This is a genomic window from Kitasatospora sp. NPDC058406, assembly GCF_042722765.1.
Taxonomy (GTDB): domain Bacteria; phylum Actinomycetota; class Actinomycetes; order Streptomycetales; family Streptomycetaceae; genus Kitasatospora.
In genome coordinates, this window is record NZ_JBHXKE010000085.1 from 1 (window position 1) to 16381 (window position 16381).

General features: G+C 73.1%; 16 protein-coding genes. 6 read left to right on the forward strand and 10 right to left on the reverse strand.

The window, feature by feature from the left end:
- Positions 1 to 56: 56 nt before the first annotated feature.
- From ACFWOG_RS18470 to ACFWOG_RS18495, 6 genes are all read right to left on the reverse strand, one after another.
- Positions 57 to 290 (reverse strand): DUF6458 family protein, encoded by a 234-nt coding sequence (locus ACFWOG_RS18470; protein ID WP_329883806.1) that lies wholly within the window; start codon positions 288 to 290, stop codon positions 57 to 59.
- 35 nt (positions 291 to 325) lie between these two features.
- Complete coding sequence (locus tag ACFWOG_RS18475; protein ID WP_380359655.1) at positions 326 to 1069, reverse strand: hypothetical protein; 744 nt, start codon at positions 1067 to 1069, stop codon at positions 326 to 328.
- Positions 1070 to 1157: 88 nt separating this feature from the next.
- Positions 1158 to 1703 carry a hypothetical protein gene (locus ACFWOG_RS18480; protein ID WP_329883808.1) on the reverse strand — a complete coding sequence of 182 codons (546 nt, stop codon included), beginning with the start codon at positions 1701 to 1703 and terminating at the stop codon, positions 1158 to 1160.
- A gap of 238 nt (positions 1704 to 1941) precedes the next feature.
- Positions 1942 to 3954 (reverse strand): PE-PGRS family protein, encoded by a 2013-nt coding sequence (locus ACFWOG_RS18485; protein ID WP_380359657.1) that lies wholly within the window; start codon positions 3952 to 3954, stop codon positions 1942 to 1944.
- 87 nt (positions 3955 to 4041) lie between these two features.
- Positions 4042 to 4992: a hypothetical protein gene (locus ACFWOG_RS18490; RefSeq protein ID WP_380359659.1), complete on the reverse strand. Its 951-nt coding sequence runs from the start codon at positions 4990 to 4992 to the stop codon at positions 4042 to 4044.
- A 110-nt stretch (positions 4993 to 5102) separates the two neighbouring features.
- Positions 5103 to 5522, reverse strand: coding sequence for a hypothetical protein (locus tag ACFWOG_RS18495; RefSeq protein WP_355405930.1), 420 nt, complete (start codon positions 5520 to 5522; stop codon positions 5103 to 5105).
- 1228 nt (positions 5523 to 6750) lie between these two features.
- Between ACFWOG_RS18495 and ACFWOG_RS18500 the strand changes: the two genes are divergently transcribed.
- Entirely contained in the window at positions 6751 to 7227 is a 477-nt protein-coding gene (locus ACFWOG_RS18500; RefSeq protein WP_380359661.1) for a DUF5959 family protein, read from the forward strand.
- Between the two features lie 165 nt (positions 7228 to 7392).
- On the opposite strand, the gene ACFWOG_RS18505 is transcribed toward ACFWOG_RS18500, so the two are convergent.
- Both ACFWOG_RS18505 and ACFWOG_RS18510 read right to left on the reverse strand, forming a co-directional pair.
- Complete coding sequence (locus ACFWOG_RS18505) at positions 7393 to 7749, reverse strand: hypothetical protein (RefSeq protein ID WP_329883814.1); 357 nt, start codon at positions 7747 to 7749, stop codon at positions 7393 to 7395.
- 94 nt (positions 7750 to 7843) lie between these two features.
- Positions 7844 to 8617, reverse strand: a complete 774-nt coding sequence (locus tag ACFWOG_RS18510; RefSeq protein WP_380359663.1) for a response regulator — start codon at positions 8615 to 8617, stop codon at positions 7844 to 7846.
- A 111-nt stretch (positions 8618 to 8728) separates the two neighbouring features.
- Here ACFWOG_RS18510 and ACFWOG_RS18515 point away from each other — a divergent pair, with 111 nt between their 5' ends.
- From ACFWOG_RS18515 to ACFWOG_RS18535, 5 genes are all read left to right on the forward strand, one after another.
- Positions 8729 to 10336 carry a CHASE3 domain-containing protein gene (locus tag ACFWOG_RS18515; protein ID WP_380359665.1) on the forward strand — a complete coding sequence of 536 codons (1608 nt, stop codon included), beginning with the start codon at positions 8729 to 8731 and terminating at the stop codon, positions 10334 to 10336.
- The gene (locus ACFWOG_RS18520; protein ID WP_329950248.1) at positions 10333 to 11526 is read left to right on the forward strand and encodes a SpoIIE family protein phosphatase; all 1194 of its coding nucleotides are present in this window, start codon (positions 10333 to 10335) and stop codon (positions 11524 to 11526) included. The genes ACFWOG_RS18515 and ACFWOG_RS18520 overlap by 4 nt, the downstream gene beginning before the upstream one ends.
- Before the next feature lie 247 nt (positions 11527 to 11773).
- Positions 11774 to 12295, forward strand: coding sequence for a hypothetical protein (locus tag ACFWOG_RS18525; RefSeq protein WP_380359666.1), 522 nt, complete (start codon positions 11774 to 11776; stop codon positions 12293 to 12295).
- Between the two features lie 748 nt (positions 12296 to 13043).
- Positions 13044 to 14135 (forward strand): vWA domain-containing protein, encoded by a 1092-nt coding sequence (locus ACFWOG_RS18530; RefSeq protein ID WP_329883820.1) that lies wholly within the window; start codon positions 13044 to 13046, stop codon positions 14133 to 14135.
- Between the two features lie 214 nt (positions 14136 to 14349).
- Complete coding sequence (locus ACFWOG_RS18535) at positions 14350 to 14517, forward strand: hypothetical protein (protein WP_329876664.1); 168 nt, start codon at positions 14350 to 14352, stop codon at positions 14515 to 14517.
- A gap of 60 nt (positions 14518 to 14577) precedes the next feature.
- Here the strand turns inward: ACFWOG_RS18535 and ACFWOG_RS18540 are convergent, their stop codons facing one another.
- Together ACFWOG_RS18540 and ACFWOG_RS18545 are read right to left on the reverse strand one after the other, a co-directional pair.
- The gene (locus ACFWOG_RS18540) at positions 14578 to 15177 is read right to left on the reverse strand and encodes a polysaccharide deacetylase family protein (protein WP_380359667.1); all 600 of its coding nucleotides are present in this window, start codon (positions 15175 to 15177) and stop codon (positions 14578 to 14580) included.
- A 512-nt stretch (positions 15178 to 15689) separates the two neighbouring features.
- Complete coding sequence (locus ACFWOG_RS18545) at positions 15690 to 15869, reverse strand: hypothetical protein (protein ID WP_380359668.1); 180 nt, start codon at positions 15867 to 15869, stop codon at positions 15690 to 15692.
- Positions 15870 to 16381 lie beyond the last annotated feature (512 nt).

The following is a 16381-nucleotide window of genomic DNA, read 5'->3' on the forward strand; positions in this document are numbered from 1 at the left end:
GCCGTAGGGGTGCGCCGTCAACCGTCGGCTTGCCCAGGTGTCCCGGAACCGCGGGTTCAGGGACCGTCGAAGTAGCGTCGCTCCTCGACCATGGGCTCCTGGACCACGCGCGAGCCGCCGAGCGCCCGCCGGCGGCGCAGCGCCCGGGCGTAGACCGCGATTCCGAGCAGTCCGGCGACCATCAGGATGATGCCGACCACGTCCACGTTCACACCGGAGAGCTCCCAGTCGACGGCGAACGTGAGGATGGCGCCGGCCGCGAACAGGATGATGCATCCGCCGATTCCCACAGGTCTGTCCTTTCTCCGAGCTGACCGGTGTCCGGTCAGGAGGCGATCAGGCGGTCCAGGACGCTGCGGAAGTCCCGCATGGCGAGCCTGAGTTCCTCGGTCGACCCGGCCCCGGTGCCGGACCCGCCGGATCCCTTGGCGGCCGCGTCGACCATCGGGCGCAGGGCCGCGCGGCGCTGCGCCACCGCCTCGGCCACCTGGTCGGCGGTCCGGCCGATCAGGTCGTCGGCACGGGTGACGGCGCCGGCGGGGTCGTCGACGAACCCGGCCTGCACGGCGCCCCACTCGGCGGCGATCACCTCGACCCGCTGCCGGTCCAGCCAGCCGCCGGGGGTCGGCCGGGCGGCGCCGTGGGCTCCGGCGTGCGTGGCGGTGTGGGCGCCGGTCTGCGGACCGGGGTCGGCCTTCGTCATGGCCCCGGCCGGAGCCGCGGCGGCGTCGGTACTGCGGGCGGCCACGTCGTGGGCGGGTGCCGCACCGTGCGCGGGCCGGTCGTGCGCGGGCCGTACGTGCTCGGCGGGTGCGGCGCCTGCGGCCGGGCGGTCCGGCCCGGCCGGGGTCCCCCCGGGGACCTGCTCCGGTGCGCGGCCCGGCGTGTGGTCGGGTGCGTCGTGCGGCAGGTGCACCGGGGTCTGCGCGACGGCGAGCCGGGCCCGGCCGTCGGGGGCCGTGCCGGGTGCGGCGGGCGGGGCGGCGTGAGTCGGGGGCACGTCCGGTACGGCGGTGGGCGGCTCCGCGGGCAGGGCGGGAGCGCGATGGGTGTGCCGGGTGTCCGTCATGACGGTCCTCCTCGTTCGAGTGCTTCGAGTGCTTCGGGTGCGTCGGGAACGGAGCGCGCGGGGCGCGGAGTGCGTCGGGTGCGGGGCGTCAGCGCGTCGCGAGTGCGCCCTGGCGGGTCCGGTGCAGCAGCTCCTGGGCGAGGTCGCGGACCGCGATCAGGGCCATTCGCAGTGCCTCGCTGTCGCCGGCCTCGCCGCCCTGGGCGCGGACCAGCGTCCGGCGGGCGGTGCGGTAGCGGGCGAGCGCGGCGGGGTGGTCGACGGAGACGGCTTCCAGCCGGCCCTTCTCCGGGTACCCCATGCGGCCGAGCACCGTGTCGAGCAGGCTGTCGGCCTCGGCGACCGCGCGCAGCGGGTCCTCGACGAACAGCGCCTGGAGGCCCTGGAGTTCGGCCGCCGCCCGATCGCGGTCGGCGGCGTCGAGCGGGGTGATCCGCAGGCTCCGGTGGCGGGAGATCCGATCGGAGAGCTCCTGCTCGGCGAGCCGGACCTGCCCGTCGTGGCCCAGCACGGCGTTGTCGTACTCGGGTCCGAAGCGGGCATGCAGCCTGCGGGAGCGCAGTCGTGGCAGCACGACCGCGAGCAGTGCGGCCAGCACGAGCAGTGCGGCGATGGCGATGTAGCCGGCTTCCATTCTCCGGGTCCCTTCCCTCGGTGCTGCCCTGCCCGGCTCCGCGCCGGGTGGCCTGCCGAGGGCCCGTCTTGCCCGAACCGCCGGGCTCAAACTCCCGGTGGCACCAGGACCGTGGTCGCGGGCCCGGAGGGGCCCGCCGGGTGCGGAGCCGGCGCCAGGGCCGCCGACGCCGCGTCAGGGCGTCGGCGGGGCCGGGCCCGGAGGGTTGCAGGGCGCTCGGGATCGGCGACGCGGGCCGTCACGACAGGGGGCCGCCGGTGGGACCGGCCGCCATCCGGCGCATGACCTCGGCCGGGAGTGCGGGCTGGGCGGCGGCCTCGGCCGCGGTGCAGGAGTCCAGCAGCAGCCGGACCAGGACCCGTGCCGGTAGCCCGGGGTGGGCAGCGGCGGCCTGCCGGATGTGCCGGTTCGGGTCGTCGAGCAGCCTGACCGCCGAGGCAGCCCCGAGCCGCGGGTCGGTGGCGGCCCGGTACCGCACCTCCGGGTCGGCGTCCCGGCTGAACCGCTCGACCAGCCCGGCTGTCGAGGCCGGGTCCTCCAGCGCGAGCCTCCGCATCCGCGGATTCGGGTCGTCGGCGTGGCGCAGCAGGTCGGTGCGGGGGAAATTGGGGTGGCCGAGCGGTCGGTCGGGACGGGTGAGGCTGCCGGTCCACCACTGCCACACGCTCATCAGCATGTCGGCCGGCGCGTCGTCGCAGGACTCGGCGAGGAAGAGCCGGACCACGCGGTCCTCGTCACGGGCGAGGCGATCGACCACGTCGGACGGAAGGCGGCGGGCCCGGGCGACGCTCCGCCGGATCAGCGGGTGGCCGGAGGCGGCCAGCCGGCGCATGGCGTCGGGATCCTCGTGCAGTGCCACGACCCAGTCGAGTGCCGACGAATGGGCCGATGGGTCGAACGCGACCACGACGGCGGCGCGTTGTTCCTCGGTGAGGTCGTGGCGCAGGGCCACCCGGTGGCGTACGGCCTCGTCGGGGTCTCGGCCGAGCAGGTCGACCAGGTCAGGGTCCAGTCGAGGGTTGTCGGCGAGGGCGCGGCGCTGGTTCGCGGCGCCGTGGCGGGCCAGGTGCCCGGCGAGGTCGCGGTCCAGTCGGCAGGTCTGCAGTGCGTCGGTGTCCAGGCCGTCCTCGGCGTCGAACACGGCGCGGGTGAGGGGGTGGTCGATGTGGTGCCGGTGCCGCGCGTGGGTGCGGACCCTGCCGTCGGGGTCGGTGAGCAGCACCTCGCGGGCCGGGCCGTCCAGGTGGGGCCAGGCCCGGCGGCAGGCGGCGGCCCGGACCGTCGGGTCGGGGTCGGCCGCTAGGTCGGCGAGCAGGTCGGCGGGAAGCCCGGGCAGCCGGGCGGCCTCGGCGCGGACTCGGGCCTGGGGGTCGGACGCGAGCTGTCGGCAGGTGGCCGGGGGGAGTTCCCTGCCCCACTCCGCCGCCAGCATGGTGACGACCCAACGGGTCCGGGTGGATCCCGCGTCCCGGAGCACCTGGGCCCAGTGTTCGGGGCCCAGGCCGGGTTGGTGTTCGAGGGTGGAGATGCGGATGGCTCGGTCGGGGTGGCCGAGTGCCTTCGCCAGGGCCTTCGCGGGCATCCGGCGGTAGAGGATCCACCCGGTGCGATCCACCAGGTCCTCGTACAGGTCCTCGGGCAGGGCGGGGTTGCGGCCGAGGCCGTCGGTCCACGCCCGGCCCAGCGCCTCGGACGGTCCGGGGCCGTCGACCAGGGACGTCCAGGCGGCGGCGCGCTCCTCGGCCGTCTCGGTGACCTCCCGCGCGGCGGAGGTCTCCTGACGCTCACGGACCCGCTCCACGGCGACCAGCCGGGCGATCGCGTCCTCGGAGGTCACACCGAGCAGGGTGCCGCCGTCCGGCGAGGCCGTCAGGAAGGCGGGCCGCCCGCGGGGGGCGCCCAGGACGCCGGCGAGGTCCCAGTCCTCGGTGAGGCGCACCCTGGTCCAGTGGCGGCAGCCGCAACTGCCGGACGAGCCGGGGACGTCGATCAGGAACTCGCCGTCCGCGCCGAGGATTCCGTGCTCGATGGCGAACCGGTGCCACCGCGCGTTCAGTGCGACGACGGCGTCGGGACGGTCGAGTCGTACGGTCGTGGCGGGTTCGACCTCGCCGGACAGCACGGGACGCCAGGCGGCCGACGGTGTCAGGGCCTCCGGGTCCGACCGGTCGCCGACGGTCTCCAAACCGGCCCGCTTGAGAAGGTCGGGGAGGTCGGGCAGTTCCGGCAGCTCGGCGTTCGCACTCGTCATGGCGGCCATCCTCGCCGATCGAGGGCCGGGACCGGTCGACGGGCCACCGGGAAGGTGCGGCCGGACGGTGCGGCCCCCGGCGCCGTCTCAGCTGCCGGAGGCCGTCACGGACCGGGCGAGTTCCAGCATGGCTTCGTTGTCCGCCTTCACCGCCGTCAGCTCCGGCAGGCGCCGCCGGATCAGCTCGTTCTCGTACGCGGTCTCGACGGTGAACCACGTCCCCACCACGTTGGTCCGGGCCTTGCACTCGACGTCGGCGGTGGCCGTGGCGATCTCCTCCGCGGTCGCCCTGGCGGTGGCCGCCCACCGCGGGTCCTTCAGGGCGTCCCCGGGCGTGGCGTAGGAGTGGCCGCGGTCGGCCATGCAGCGTGACCAGTCCTGGAAGGCGGCCTTGACCCGGGTGTCCTTCATCGAGCGCTCGAAGCCCTCGTAGTTGATCCCCACCGCTACGTCGGCGTCCCGGCCGGTCCCGCCGCGCGAGGTCAGTTCCTTCTGCGCGGCCCCGATGCATCCGCCGGGCGGGAGCGGCTTCCCGCGGAGCGTGGAGGCGGATCCCGGGGCGGGTTTGCCGTCCGGCCCGAGGCCGGAGCCGAGCACCGTGGTGAGGTCGGCACTCAGGGAGGGCGCTCCGGCCGGCTTCTTCCCGCGGTCGGGGTCGGGCGAGTGGTAGCCGTTCACCGTGACGTCGGCGATCTCGATCGGATCGTACCGGTGGGTGGTCTGGGTCTCGGCGGACGCCCCGGCTCCGTCCGGGCGGGTGTAGGAGAGACCGAACCCCCGCACGCATCGGGCGACCAGCACGGTCTGCGCCGCGTCGTACTGCCGGAACTGCTCCCCGCTCAGCAGGTAGGCCTCGATGGGCAGCGTCCGGTCGTCCACCCGGCTCAGCAGGGGGACGTCCCCGATCGCCGGCGGCTCCATCGGGGCGAGGGAGGAGGTGGGCGCGGCCTCGGTAGCGGCGGGGCGCGAGGCGCAGCCGGCGAGGAGGAACAGGGGGACCAGCAGCAGGGCGGGCAGCGAACGGCGGAGGGACGTCATGGCGGGCTCCTCGGGAACCGGCCCGCTGGGTGGTGCGGGCGTTCGGGGGTGGGGCCGGTCCGGGTGCCGGGCCCCCCGGGGAGGGGGCCCGGCACCCGGTCAGGGCGGGGTCAGCGCTCCCAGCTCTGCGAGTGGTTGTTGTTGCGCATGTTGACCGAGCCGCCGTTCCACGGCACCGCGCCCAGGTTCACCCACTGGTCGTGGGGCACGTACTGGTTCGGGCCGGTGTTGCGGATGCTGTACTCGCGGTAGTGGACGCGCAGGTTCCACGAGTGGTCGAGGTTCTGCACGGAGGCGGCGTTGTTCACGACGGCCTGGCCGTTGCCGGCCCCGCCGCCACCGAAGTAGCCGTCGTAGTTGCCGCCCTCGCCCTTGCCGAACTTGGCGCCCTGCAGGTTGGGGCTGTAGTAGACGCACGCGTCGCCGGTGACGCAGCCGCCGCTGCTCGCGAGAGCCGGTCCGGCGGTGCCCAGGAGCACCGTGCCGAGGGTGACCGCGGCCAGCGCGGCGGCCGCCATCTTCTTTGTCATGTCACTGCCTTTCAGTGGGTGGACAAGGAATTACCCGCGCTCCCGCTATCGGGAGCGAGGTCATTGCCTGGCCATGTCCGGGCCGATTTCCGCCCGGCGATTGACGACTCTGCCCCAGGGGTGGGGTCGATCCAAGGGAAACCGGCCTCCTTGAGACGTCTCAACCGTCGCCGACCCGCTGACGTGGGGTTTGAGAATATTTCACGTCCTACTGTGAGACGCCCGGGATCCGGTCGCCGGGGGATTCGGACCGTTGTTCCCCTGTTTCTTGTTGGACCACACCTGATCCGCTTCGGGGGATATGCCCCGCACTGATTAGCCCGCAGTGCGGAAGAATCACGCGGTCCGGGTGGCAGTGGCGGTCCCGGCGCGGGCGCCGGAAATTCCACGGCATATCCGGAGGCTCCACGGAGCGGCTTCCGGAGCGGCTCGGAGGGGAGTCCCGTCGCGGCCGTGCCCCGACGGCCGGCCGGCCCCAGGGCCGTCACGGCGTTCGCAGGGTCTGTCGTAACCGCTGCGCCGTCCCCGCTGCGCCGTTGCGCGGGCTTCGGTGGAAGGGGGTGCGGGTGGGGGAGGTCGTCGTGCCGTGACGGCCCTGGAGGGGGGATCCTGCGGCGTGTGCCTCTTGCCGGCCGCGGTTCCGCCGATTTCACGCGGCTTCATCCCGGTTCGACCTCCATGGCCTCCAGGAAAAGGTTATGGGGCGAAAAGGTCGGCCATGGACATGGCGGCCGGCTCGAAAAGATCCGGGTCGGATTCGATCCGTTCTGTCGGACGCCGCCGGGGAAGTGCGCGGGGGCGGGAATCCCGGTGAATCCGGAATAGTGGATTCCGATATTCGAGGATGGCGGCGGGGCGAAGGATCGAAACCCGACCGCGGGCCGGCCGAACGGCCGCGAAAAACCGGAACGGGGTGCTCCGAATTACGGCCGCCCGGTATTCACCGAGGAATCCCGCGAGCCGCCCGCCCGTGGCAGGCCGCGCGGTCGCCAATGGGGCGGGGTGCTGAATCGGCCGGGGGAGAACCGGGCGTCGCATGCGGCCCGCTCGACCGTCGCCGCCCGCGGCGGACAGCGGGCACTGCGGGTCACGCCACCCGTGTCACCGGTCGCCCCGGTCCGGCACCGCCTCGGGGTGTCCCCGCGCTGCCCGGGCCCCGCCGTCCACCCCGGTCGGTGTGCCGGGAGAGGATGCCGGGGCCGATGTCGCCGCAGGGAAGAGAGCTGTCGTGGAGGAGACCGAGTCCGTCGACCTGATCCGCCTGGCCGACCGCCCCGGGCTCGGTGGCCAGAGCGTCGGCGTGCGGGTGACGGGCCGGAGTGCTCCGGGCGCTCTCCTGGGTCACGACTGGCTCGACTGCGAGATCGTGATCACTACCGAGGTCGTCCACGGCTGCCTCCCGGTGGTGCTGACCCCGGACGACGTCGAGGACCGGGAGAGGAAGCTCGGCGAGCTCGCCGGCGGGCGGAGCGCCTCCTGGCCGGACTCGGGACGCGGTCCGGAGCTGACCGTCCAGCCGACACGGAACGGCGGAATGTGGGTGTCGGTCGCCGATCCCGAGTCCTCGGGAGTGGTGGTCAAGCTCCCTCTGGCCCCGGCGGCCGGGTGGGTCGAGGAGCAGCGAGCCCTCCTCGCGCGCGTGTCCGGGGTGTTCCCGCGAGAGACCGTGGAGACGTCGCCCGGAGTGTTCGTGTGGCGCCGGTAGCACCTGGCCCGACCTCGGCGCGGCAGGCGGCCCGGCCCCTGGGCCGTCTGCCGGGCGCCCCGAGACGGCGTCGCCGTCCAGGACGGCCGGCCGCCGAACTGCCACGTGCGGACTTCTGCGCCGGCGCACTGCTCCGCCAGGCTCGAAGGTGTCACGTGCCGATCGTCACTCCGGGTCGAGGAACTGTTTCAGGGTGCGCCGCTTGGGCGGCTGGTGGTCGATCACCTCGACCAGCTCGGCCACACCGATCCGGACGTGCAGCGTGCCTGAGTGCGACTCCAGCGCGACCAGCCAGGCGCCCCCGCCGAGCCGGTACACCAGCCTGCGGTACGGCTTGCGCTCCGACAGCAGGCTCGGCACGTACGACCGCGCCAGGCTTTCCGCCAGTTCGTGAGCGTTCGCCGCGTCGCGGGCCGGGTGCCGGGCGGCCAGGCCCCATCGATGGTCGTCCTCCCCCCAGGTGTTCTTGGACTCCTCCTCCACGAGCACCTGCCACACGCCGTCGGACACCATGTCCACCACCCCCGGCTCCACTCCTACCCGGCGGCGTACGGGCCACTCCGCCCGCTCGGGAACCGGCGGACGGCGTCGGCGTGGACGGCGCTGGCGGGAGCGCCTACGCGCGGGGCGGACGGGTGGCGGTGTCGAGGTAGAAGGCGTCGATGGTCTGGACGGCCCGCTCGAACTCCTCCAGGTTGACGGGCTTGGTCACGTAGGCGTTGGCGTGGCTGCTGTACGCGCCGGTGACGTCGTCCGGGGCCGAGGAGGTGGTGAGGACGACGACGGGGATGGTCCGCAGGTCCTCGTCGGCCTTCAGGACCTTCAGCAGGTCCCGGCCGTTCATCCGGGGCATGTTGAGGTCGAGGACGATGAGGTCGGGGCGTACACTGTCGGGCGCGCGCAGGTGCTCCAGTGCGGCGAGCCCGTCGGTGACCTGGATCAGGTTGCGGGTACCCCGCTCGGTGAGGGCCTCCTCGATGAGCATGGCGTCGGCCACGTCGTCCTCGACGAGCAGGACGTCGAAGGGACGGGCGGGAGAGGTCATCATCGGTTGCTCCGCAGGGTTGTCGTTCGAGTGGGGGAAGAGCCCCGGCCACCGGCGGCGGGCGCCTTGGCGGGTCATGCCGCAGGCGGCACCGAGCTGGGGATAGCCGGCGCCCGCGCCGGCGGCGGCGGCGGCCGCCTCTTGCTGGAGCCGTACTGTGGCCTGCTGGAGGTGGTCCAGCAGGTGCAGCAGGCTCAGCGACCGTGCCGGGCCGTCCGTCGCAGGCGGCGAGGGGTCTTCCAGCAGCTGAAGAGCAAGACGCCGCGCAAGGTGGGCGACCGCGGCGTCCGCGACCGCTGCCGTCTCCTGCGGAGTGGTCCGCAGGACGAAGTTCTTGCCAGACATATCCGCACTCTAGGCCCCTGATTGACCCCGCGACAACAAGCGTTGTCGGATGCCCTCTACAGTGAGCGCTGCGCCGCTGGACGCGGCCGCCACACCGGAGGAGCTCAGAGGATGACCGGCTACGACAGGCCGCCGCGGACGCGGAGGTTTTCCACGTGGACGACCAGGCGATGGCTGCGGGTGGGTGCGGCCGTCTCCCTGGTGGTGTTGGGCCTTCTCGGTGTGACCGGAGCGTGGGTGCTGGAGCGGACGGCGTCGATCAGCGAGGACCTCGTGGACGTCAAGTCGCCCGCGGTGACCACGGCGTTCCGGCTGGAGTCGGCCCTGCTCAACCAGGAGACCGGCATCCGGGGGTACGGGCTCACCGGCAACCCCGAGTTCCTCGAACCCTACCGGCAGGGAATCACCGAGCAGGAGACCCACGTCGCACGACTCGCGGTCCTGCTCCGGGACGACGACGACGCCCTCGTCGACCTGGCCGAGGTCGAGGGGCTGATCTCGACGTGGCAGGAGAGGATCGCCCGGCCGACCGCGGCCTCGCCGTCCGGGGCACCGTCACCGCTGGTCGTCGAACGGGCGGCGGAGGGCAAGAGCACCTTCGACGCGGCGAGGTCGGCGCTCCTCAGGCAGCAGGAGCGGCTGCGCGCGGACCGGGTCGAGGCGCGGGACGACCTCACGCGCATCATGGAGCTGAGGAACTGGATCTTCACCGCGATCGCCCTGGTGATCGTGGTCCTCACGGTGCTGATCTTCGAAGGGCTGCGCCGCGGCATCACCACTCCGCTGGAACGGCTCGGGGCCGACGCCCGTGCCGTCGCCGGCGGCGACTTCGACCACCCCATCGCGTCCGTCGGCCCCGCCGACCTGCGCCGGCTGAGCAGTGAGATCGACTCCATGCGCCGGCGCCTGGTCCAGGAGCTCGCGTTCACCGAGGAGGCCCGCCTGCGCCTGGACGCGCAGGCGGCCGAGCTCCAGCGCTCCAACACCGAGCTGGAGCAGTTCGCCTACGTGGCCTCCCACGACCTGCAGGAGCCGCTGCGCAAGGTCTCCAGCTTCACCCAGCTCCTCCAGCGGCGGTACGGCGGGCAACTCGACGCGAAGGCGGACCAGTACATCGGGTTCGCGGTCGACGGCGCCAACCGCATGCAGACCCTCATCAACGACCTCCTCGACTTCTCCCGCGTGGGGCGGCTCCACCACGCCCACAAGGAGGTCGACCTGACCGCGACGCTGGAGCAGACCCTGGCCACGCTCAGCGTCGGTATCGAGGAGGCCGGCGCGCTCGTCACCCACGACCCGTTGCCGACGCTGGTCGCCGACCCCACCCAGATGGGGATGCTCTGGCAGAACCTGATCGGCAACGCCGTCAAGTTCCGCCGGCCCGGCCGGGAGCCGAAGATCCACGTCTCGGCCGAGCGGGAGGGGGAGCTGTGGCGGTTCGCGGTGACCGACAACGGCATCGGCATCGCGCCGGAGTTCGCGGAGAAGGTCTTCGTGATCTTCCAGCGGCTGCACACCAAGGACGCCTACAACGGGAGCGGCATCGGCCTGGCGTTGTGCAAGAAGATCGTCGACTTCCACGGCGGCACCATCGCGGTCGACCCCGAGTACCGGGACGGGACCCGGATCACCTTCACCCTCGCCTCCGAGGCCCCCGAGATCGCGGACGGTCCCGAGCTGCGGGAAGCCACCCGCGTCGGCGTGGAGCCGGCACGATGACCGCGGCCCTGGCAGCCGCCACCGGGGCGGCCTCCGACGAACCGGTCTACCGCATCCTCCTCATCGAGGACGACGAGGGCGACGCCCTGCTCGTGGAGGAACTCCTCCACGACACGGAACTGCGCTTCGAGCTGACCGTCAGCGCCACGCTGGCCGCGGCCCGCACGGTGCTGGCCACCAGCCCCGTCGACTGCATCCTCCTCGACCTGCACCTGCCCGACGCGTCCGGCACCGCCGCGCTCACCGCCGTCCGCGCGCTGGCCCCGCACACGGCCGTGGTCGTCCTGACCGGGCTGTCCGAAGCCCGGGCGGGCACCGAGGCGATGGCCGCCGGCGCCCAGGACTACCTCGTCAAGGGCATGGTCGTGGCCGACGTGCTGCGCCGGACGGTGCGCTACGCCGTCTACCGCAGCCAGACCGAACGCGCCAACATCGAGGCCCAGGCCGTCCGCCTGCGGGCGGAGGAGAACGCCCGCCTGGAGCGCGGCCTGCTGCCCCCGCCGATCCTCGACACCTCCCGGGTGACGGTGACCACCCGCTACCTCCCCGGCGTCACGACGGCCCTGCTCGGCGGGGACTTCCTCGACGTCGTGGAGGGTGACGACGGACTGCTGCACGCCGTCGTCGGGGACGTCAGCGGGCACGGGCCCGACGCCGCCGCACTCGGCGTCCTCCTGCGCATCGCCTGGCGCTCCCTCGTCCTCGGCGGACACCGGGGCGGCGACCTGCTCCACCTGATGGAACGCATCCTCGTCGCCGAGCGCGGCGGCCCGTCCATGTTCGCCACCTGCACCCTCCTCACCCTCGACCAGAACGCGGCGACCGCCACCCTCCATCTCGCCGGTCACCACGAACCCCTCCTCACCACGGCGGAGGGCACCCGGGAGCTGACCGCCACCCACGGCATCGCCCTGGGCCTCCTGCCGGGGCTGCGCGACTGGCCCTCCACGGTCGTCCCGCTCCCGGCCAACGCGGCCCTGACCCTCTACACCGACGGCCTGACCGAGGGCCACAACGGCACGATGGGCGAGCGCCTCGGCGTCGAGGGGCTGCTCACCCTGATCGGAAAGCTGCCGCCGACCGATCCGGCCGCCCACGTGGACCTCGTCATCCAGGAGACCCACGCCCTGAACGCCGGCCGTCACACCGACGACCTCGCCGTTCTGCGCCTCGACTGGGACAACCGGTAGCCGACGGTCCGGCGGGCAGCCCCCGCCGGACCTCCGGCAGAGCGTTCACCGTCAGGTGAGTGCAACGAACGCGCAGCAGGCGTTGCATTCGATCCAGAGTCCATTGCAATGAAAATATTGCTATGAGCTGCACAAATGGCACTTCCGCGCAACTGTCGTGTTGCTTGAATGCTGAAGGCAACGTAGCGTTTCCTTCGTCGGAAACCGCATGGGCGGTTCGTGGGGTGGCCATCGACGGGGGCGGATCATGGGGACAGCGCAGAGCCGGAAGCAGACCGAGCCCGGAGCCTGCACCGCCTTCGCCCGCTTCGTGCTCTGCGGCGGCGGGGTGGGGCTCGCCTCCAGCTTCGCCGTGACGGCCCTCGCCTCCTGGACGCCCTGGATCCTGGCCAACGCCCTGATCACCGTGGTCTCCACGCTCCTCGCCACCGAACTGCACGCACGCTTCACCTTCGGCGCGGGCGGGCGCGCGACCCGGCGCCAGCACGCGCAGTCGGCCGGCTCGGCGGCGGCCGCGTACGCGGTGACCTGCGCCGCGATGCTCGCCCTGCAGCAACTGGCGGCCGCGCCCGGAGCGATGCTCGAACAGGCCGTCTACCTGTCGGCCTCCGCACTCGCCGGTGTCGCGCGGTTCGCGGTGCTGCGCCTGGTGGTCTTCGCGCGGAACCGCTCGCAGGCGGCCCCCGCCCCCATCGCCCGTCCGGTGTACGCGACCGTGGCCCGCTCCTCGGCCCCGGCCGGCCCCGCAGGACTCTGCCGCGCGGCCTGAACGTCCGGGCCGGGCGCCGCGAAGCCGCGGCCCCGCTCCCGGCCCGGGCCGCCTCCGGGCCCTGCTCCTCGGCCAGGCCCGGGCCCATCACCTTCAGCAGGTCGCCGGGCATGCCCAGTCCGCGGACCCCGGGGCCGCCCGGGACGGTCTGGAGGATGCCACGCCGTCTCGAAGGGTCGGTCGACGCGATGCGCGAGACGGCGATCTCGATGGTGCGCCCGTCCGGCTCGCCGCAGTCGAGGGGGACGGTGAGGCGCGCGCACCGCGTGCCGCTCGCGGTGCGCGCGGCGTCCCGGCAGGCCGTCCAGTCGACCGGTCGGTGGCGGTACCGGTCCAGACCGTGTCCTTCGGCCGCCGGGCCCCCGACGCGGTCGAGGTGGCCGGCAGCGTCGGGGCCGGGGCCGCCGGCGCCGCAGGCGGGGACGTCGTGGCGACGGCGGCGACCGACGGGACGAACGTGCCGAGTGCAGTGGCTTTGCTCACGGCTCGCCAACGTACGGGTCCGACACCGGGCCGGGCGCGTACGTCGTGGAGTGTCGCAGGGCCGGGCCGCCGAGCACTCCGAACAGTGCAGCCACGTGACCGCGGATCAGGCACCGGCCCGCTCCGGAAGGCGGGCCCGACGGACCGTCGACCCTCGCGAAACCCCAGGTCGGAGGGGACTGTCAGTGCCCCGTCCTAAGGTGGGAACAACGTTGGAGGGGGCGCCGGAAAGGCGTCGAAGAAGCGTGGGAAGAGGGGCAGTACCTTGTCTGCGAACCGGATCAAGCACAAGGTCAACCACGTCTCGCTGGTGGTCGACAACTCCGGCTCGATGCGCCAGCACGAGGCACAGCTCGTGCGCGTGGTGGACGAGTTCGTGAAGGGCCTTCAGGAGGAGTCCGACCGGCTCGGTCACGAGACCCGCATCAGCCTCTACGCCTTCGATCACGAGGTGCAGAACCTGGTCTGGGACATGGACGTCAAGCACCTGCCGTCCCTGCGGGGCCTCTACGAGGTCAACAACGGTGCGACGGCGCTGATCGAGGCGGCCGTGAAGTCCGTCGACGACCTGAAGAACATCTGGGAGGGGTACGGGGAGCACTCCTTCCTCCAGGTGGTCGTCACCGACGGCGAAGAGAACGCCTCGGGCTTCTCGGAGTCCGGCCGGATGCACACCCGCCTGGGCGGCAGCCGGGGCAAGGCCGTCCTGAGCACGTGGATGGACCGCATCCGGAGTGCCATGGACGACCTTCCCGACCACTGGACCTCGGCGATCCTCGTCCCGAACTCCCTGGCCAAGCGCACCGCCCAGGAGTACGGCTTCCCGGCGGGCAACATCGCGATCTGGGACGCCGACTCCAGCAAGGGCGTCGAGGAGGCCATCGGCACCGTCAAGAAGGCTGCCACGGACTTCCTGCGGGGCCGCGAGCAGGGGGTGCGCGGCACCAAGAACCTGTTCTCCATGGGCCAGGACCTGAGCACGGCCGAGGTGAAGGCCAGCCTCGACGCCCTGGACACCGGCAAGTACGTCCTGATCCCGGTCGACGAGCAGTCACCGATCCGCGACTTCGTCACCGGCGCCGGACACCCGTACACCACCGGGTGCGCCTTCTACGAGCTGTCCAAGCGCGAGAAGATCCAGGGCACCAAGCAGCTCGCCGTGGCGGAGAAGGACCCGGCCACCGGCCTGATGACGGGCAGGGTGTTCTCGGGCCCGGCGGCCCGCCGGCTTCTCGGCCTGCCGAAGTCGGAGGCGACGGTGAAGCCGGGCGACAACCCCGAGTACACCGTGTTCGTCCAATCGACCTCCGTCAACAGGAAGTTGGTGTCGGGCACCAACGTGCTCGTCATCCTCTAGCCGGGGACGGCGTCCGGGCGCGGGCCCGGCCGACAGCGTCCCGGAGTCCGTCGGTCGGGATGGCGGCGGAGGTGGTCGGGCAGTCCCACGCGCCGCCGGCCGGGCCCGCTGACGGGTGGCGACGAGCCTCCTGTCGGCCGACGGCCGCCGCCGTGACCGGGCTGCGCCCCTATATCGGTTCGGTCCGGATCCGTGGCATGTCACACTGGCGATCATGAACACCCCCGACCGGCTCCCGCTGTGGCAGCCCTTCTCCGAGCCCGCCACCACCGCCCCCGTCCCGGCCCCTGCCGGGGCCCGGCCGTTCGCCGTCGAGCTGGCGCCGTTCCTGGAGCCCTACCTCGACGACTTCGAGCCCGCGGCGGGCCCCGCGGCCGGCTGACCGGGCGTTCGGTCGCCCGGGCCGCCGTGCCCGGACGGCCGAAGGGCCCCGATCGCTACGTCACCAGCGGGCCGCCTTGGCGTGGAAGGTCAGCCCCGGCCAGGCCTCGACGGGCTCGGCCGAGTACACGATCTGGCCCGCACACAGGCGCCGCTCGGCGAGGCCCTGGACGATCTTCGGGATCGCCGCGAGCGTCGTCGGCAGGCCGTCGTGGAGCAGGACGATGCCGCCGGGCTTCACGGTGAGGGCGTTCGCCACGACGGTCTCGGTGGGGATGCCGCTCCAGTCGACGGTGTCGGTCGTCCAGATCACCTCCGTCATCCCGAGCCTGGACGCGTCCTGCCTGGTCCGCGCGTCGGTGCTGCCGAACGGCGGCCGGAAGAGCGTCGGTGCCCGGCCCGTCTGCGACCGGATCACGCGGCTGGTGTCCTGCAGCTCGGCGAACGCGGTGGGCGCGTCGAGCTCGACCAGGTTGGCGTGGGTGTACGAGTGGTTGCCGATCCGGTGGCCCTCCGCGGCGATGCGCGGGGTCCCGTCCGGGCGCGTCTGGGCCAGGCCGCCGGTCACGAAGAACGTGGCCCTGGTGTTCCCGGCGTCGCGCAGCGCCTTCAGGTACGCGGGTGTACTCGCCGTCGGACCGTCGTCGAACGTGAGTGCCACGTAGCCCCCGGAGCAGCGCCTCCCCGCGTCGTCGTGCCCTGTCCGCGCGGTTTGTGCGGCCTGCGCGGTCGCCGGTGCCGCGGCGAACGCCATCAGTGCGGCCAGGGTGACGCCGAGCCGGATCCGGGACCTCCCGCGTGTCGTCCTGCCGTCCTTCGTCCGGGCCTCTGCCGCTCCTGCTGCTCTCGCCGCTCTCGCTGTGAGCTTCACTTCGGGTGTCCTCTCGATCGCCGGGTCGCCGAATCGCCACGGCCGGTCGGGGAGGTCCGTGCGAGGCCGAAAGCTCCGCGCACGGTCGTGCGGGCTTCGGCCGGACACCATTGAACGCGAGCGGAGCGGCTCCGCGATACGGCAAACGCGGATTCCGTTCCCGGACCGGACACCTTGGTGACGTATCGTCAAATCACGGTCACGAAAACGTCGGTGGGGGCTCGGCGGGTCGTGCCGGGTCTGCCCCTCGCCCCGGTCCGGCGGTCCGCAGGCGTCCGTGGGCCCGCCTCAGGGGGAGCCCGTCAGGTAGCCGCGGAGCTGTTCGACCCGCAGGGTGTCGTACCGAAGGCGATGCGGTGGCGGGCGCCGGTGAGCAGGGCCGAGCCGGACGTGAGGGTGGCCGAGGTGGTGGGTTCGTGGGTCCAGCCGTCGAGTGCGAGGTCTCTGACACCCGTGAGGACGAGTTCAACTACCCGGGCCACTACGCGGCGGTCCAGTACCGGTGCGCCAAGTGGCACGGCTCCGCGAAGCAGGCCGACGCGTTCGCCGACCGCGCGGCCACGGCCGCCCCGGAGAGCAGCCTGCTGGCCGGGATGCGGCTGATCGCGCTGCACGAGCACGAGCCGGACGGCGCGGAGGAGACCTACTGGTCCACCCCGTACGCGCAGGCTGCCGTCGATGCCGCCCGCCGGGCCGTGGACGCGGCACCCGCCGGTCACCCCCGCGCCGCCGAGATCCGGCACCTGCTCGCCTGGTGCTACGTCATGACGGAGCGGCCGGTCGAGGCGATGGCGCAGTTCCAGCTGGTCGACGGCTACGTGAACGCCCTGCCCTGGCGCTACGCGGAGGACTCTGCGGGGTACTTTCTGCTACACCCGGGCCGCCACCGCCTTCGCCGCCGACAGGCAACTCGCCGCCTGACCCGGGCCGCCCCGGGCCGCTCCATCGGTCAGGCCCGGCCCGTGACGGCCGCTGCGGGCGGCGACTCCGACGG

Coding starts and splice junctions, on each gene's coding strand:
- ACFWOG_RS18480 (WP_329883808.1), bottom strand. CDS start 1,703: ATGGAAGCCGGCTACATCGCCATCGCCGCACTGCTCGTGCTGGCCGCA.
- ACFWOG_RS18535 (WP_329876664.1), top strand. CDS start 14,350: ATGAACACCCCCGACCGGCTCCCGCTGTGGCAGCCCTTCTCCGAGCCC.
- ACFWOG_RS18520 (WP_329950248.1), top strand. CDS start 10,333: ATGACCGCGGCCCTGGCAGCCGCCACCGGGGCGGCCTCCGACGAACCG.
- ACFWOG_RS18510 (WP_380359663.1), bottom strand. CDS start 8,617: ATGTCTGGCAAGAACTTCGTCCTGCGGACCACTCCGCAGGAGACGGCA.
- ACFWOG_RS18525 (WP_380359666.1), top strand. CDS start 11,774: ATGGGGACAGCGCAGAGCCGGAAGCAGACCGAGCCCGGAGCCTGCACC.
- ACFWOG_RS18475 (WP_380359655.1), bottom strand. CDS start 1,069: ATGACGGACACCCGGCACACCCATCGCGCTCCCGCCCTGCCCGCGGAG.
- ACFWOG_RS18495 (WP_355405930.1), bottom strand. CDS start 5,522: ATGACAAAGAAGATGGCGGCCGCCGCGCTGGCCGCGGTCACCCTCGGC.
- ACFWOG_RS18490 (WP_380359659.1), bottom strand. CDS start 4,992: ATGACGTCCCTCCGCCGTTCGCTGCCCGCCCTGCTGCTGGTCCCCCTG.
- ACFWOG_RS18485 (WP_380359657.1), bottom strand. CDS start 3,954: ATGACGAGTGCGAACGCCGAGCTGCCGGAACTGCCCGACCTCCCCGAC.
- ACFWOG_RS18515 (WP_380359665.1), top strand. CDS start 8,729: ATGACCGGCTACGACAGGCCGCCGCGGACGCGGAGGTTTTCCACGTGG.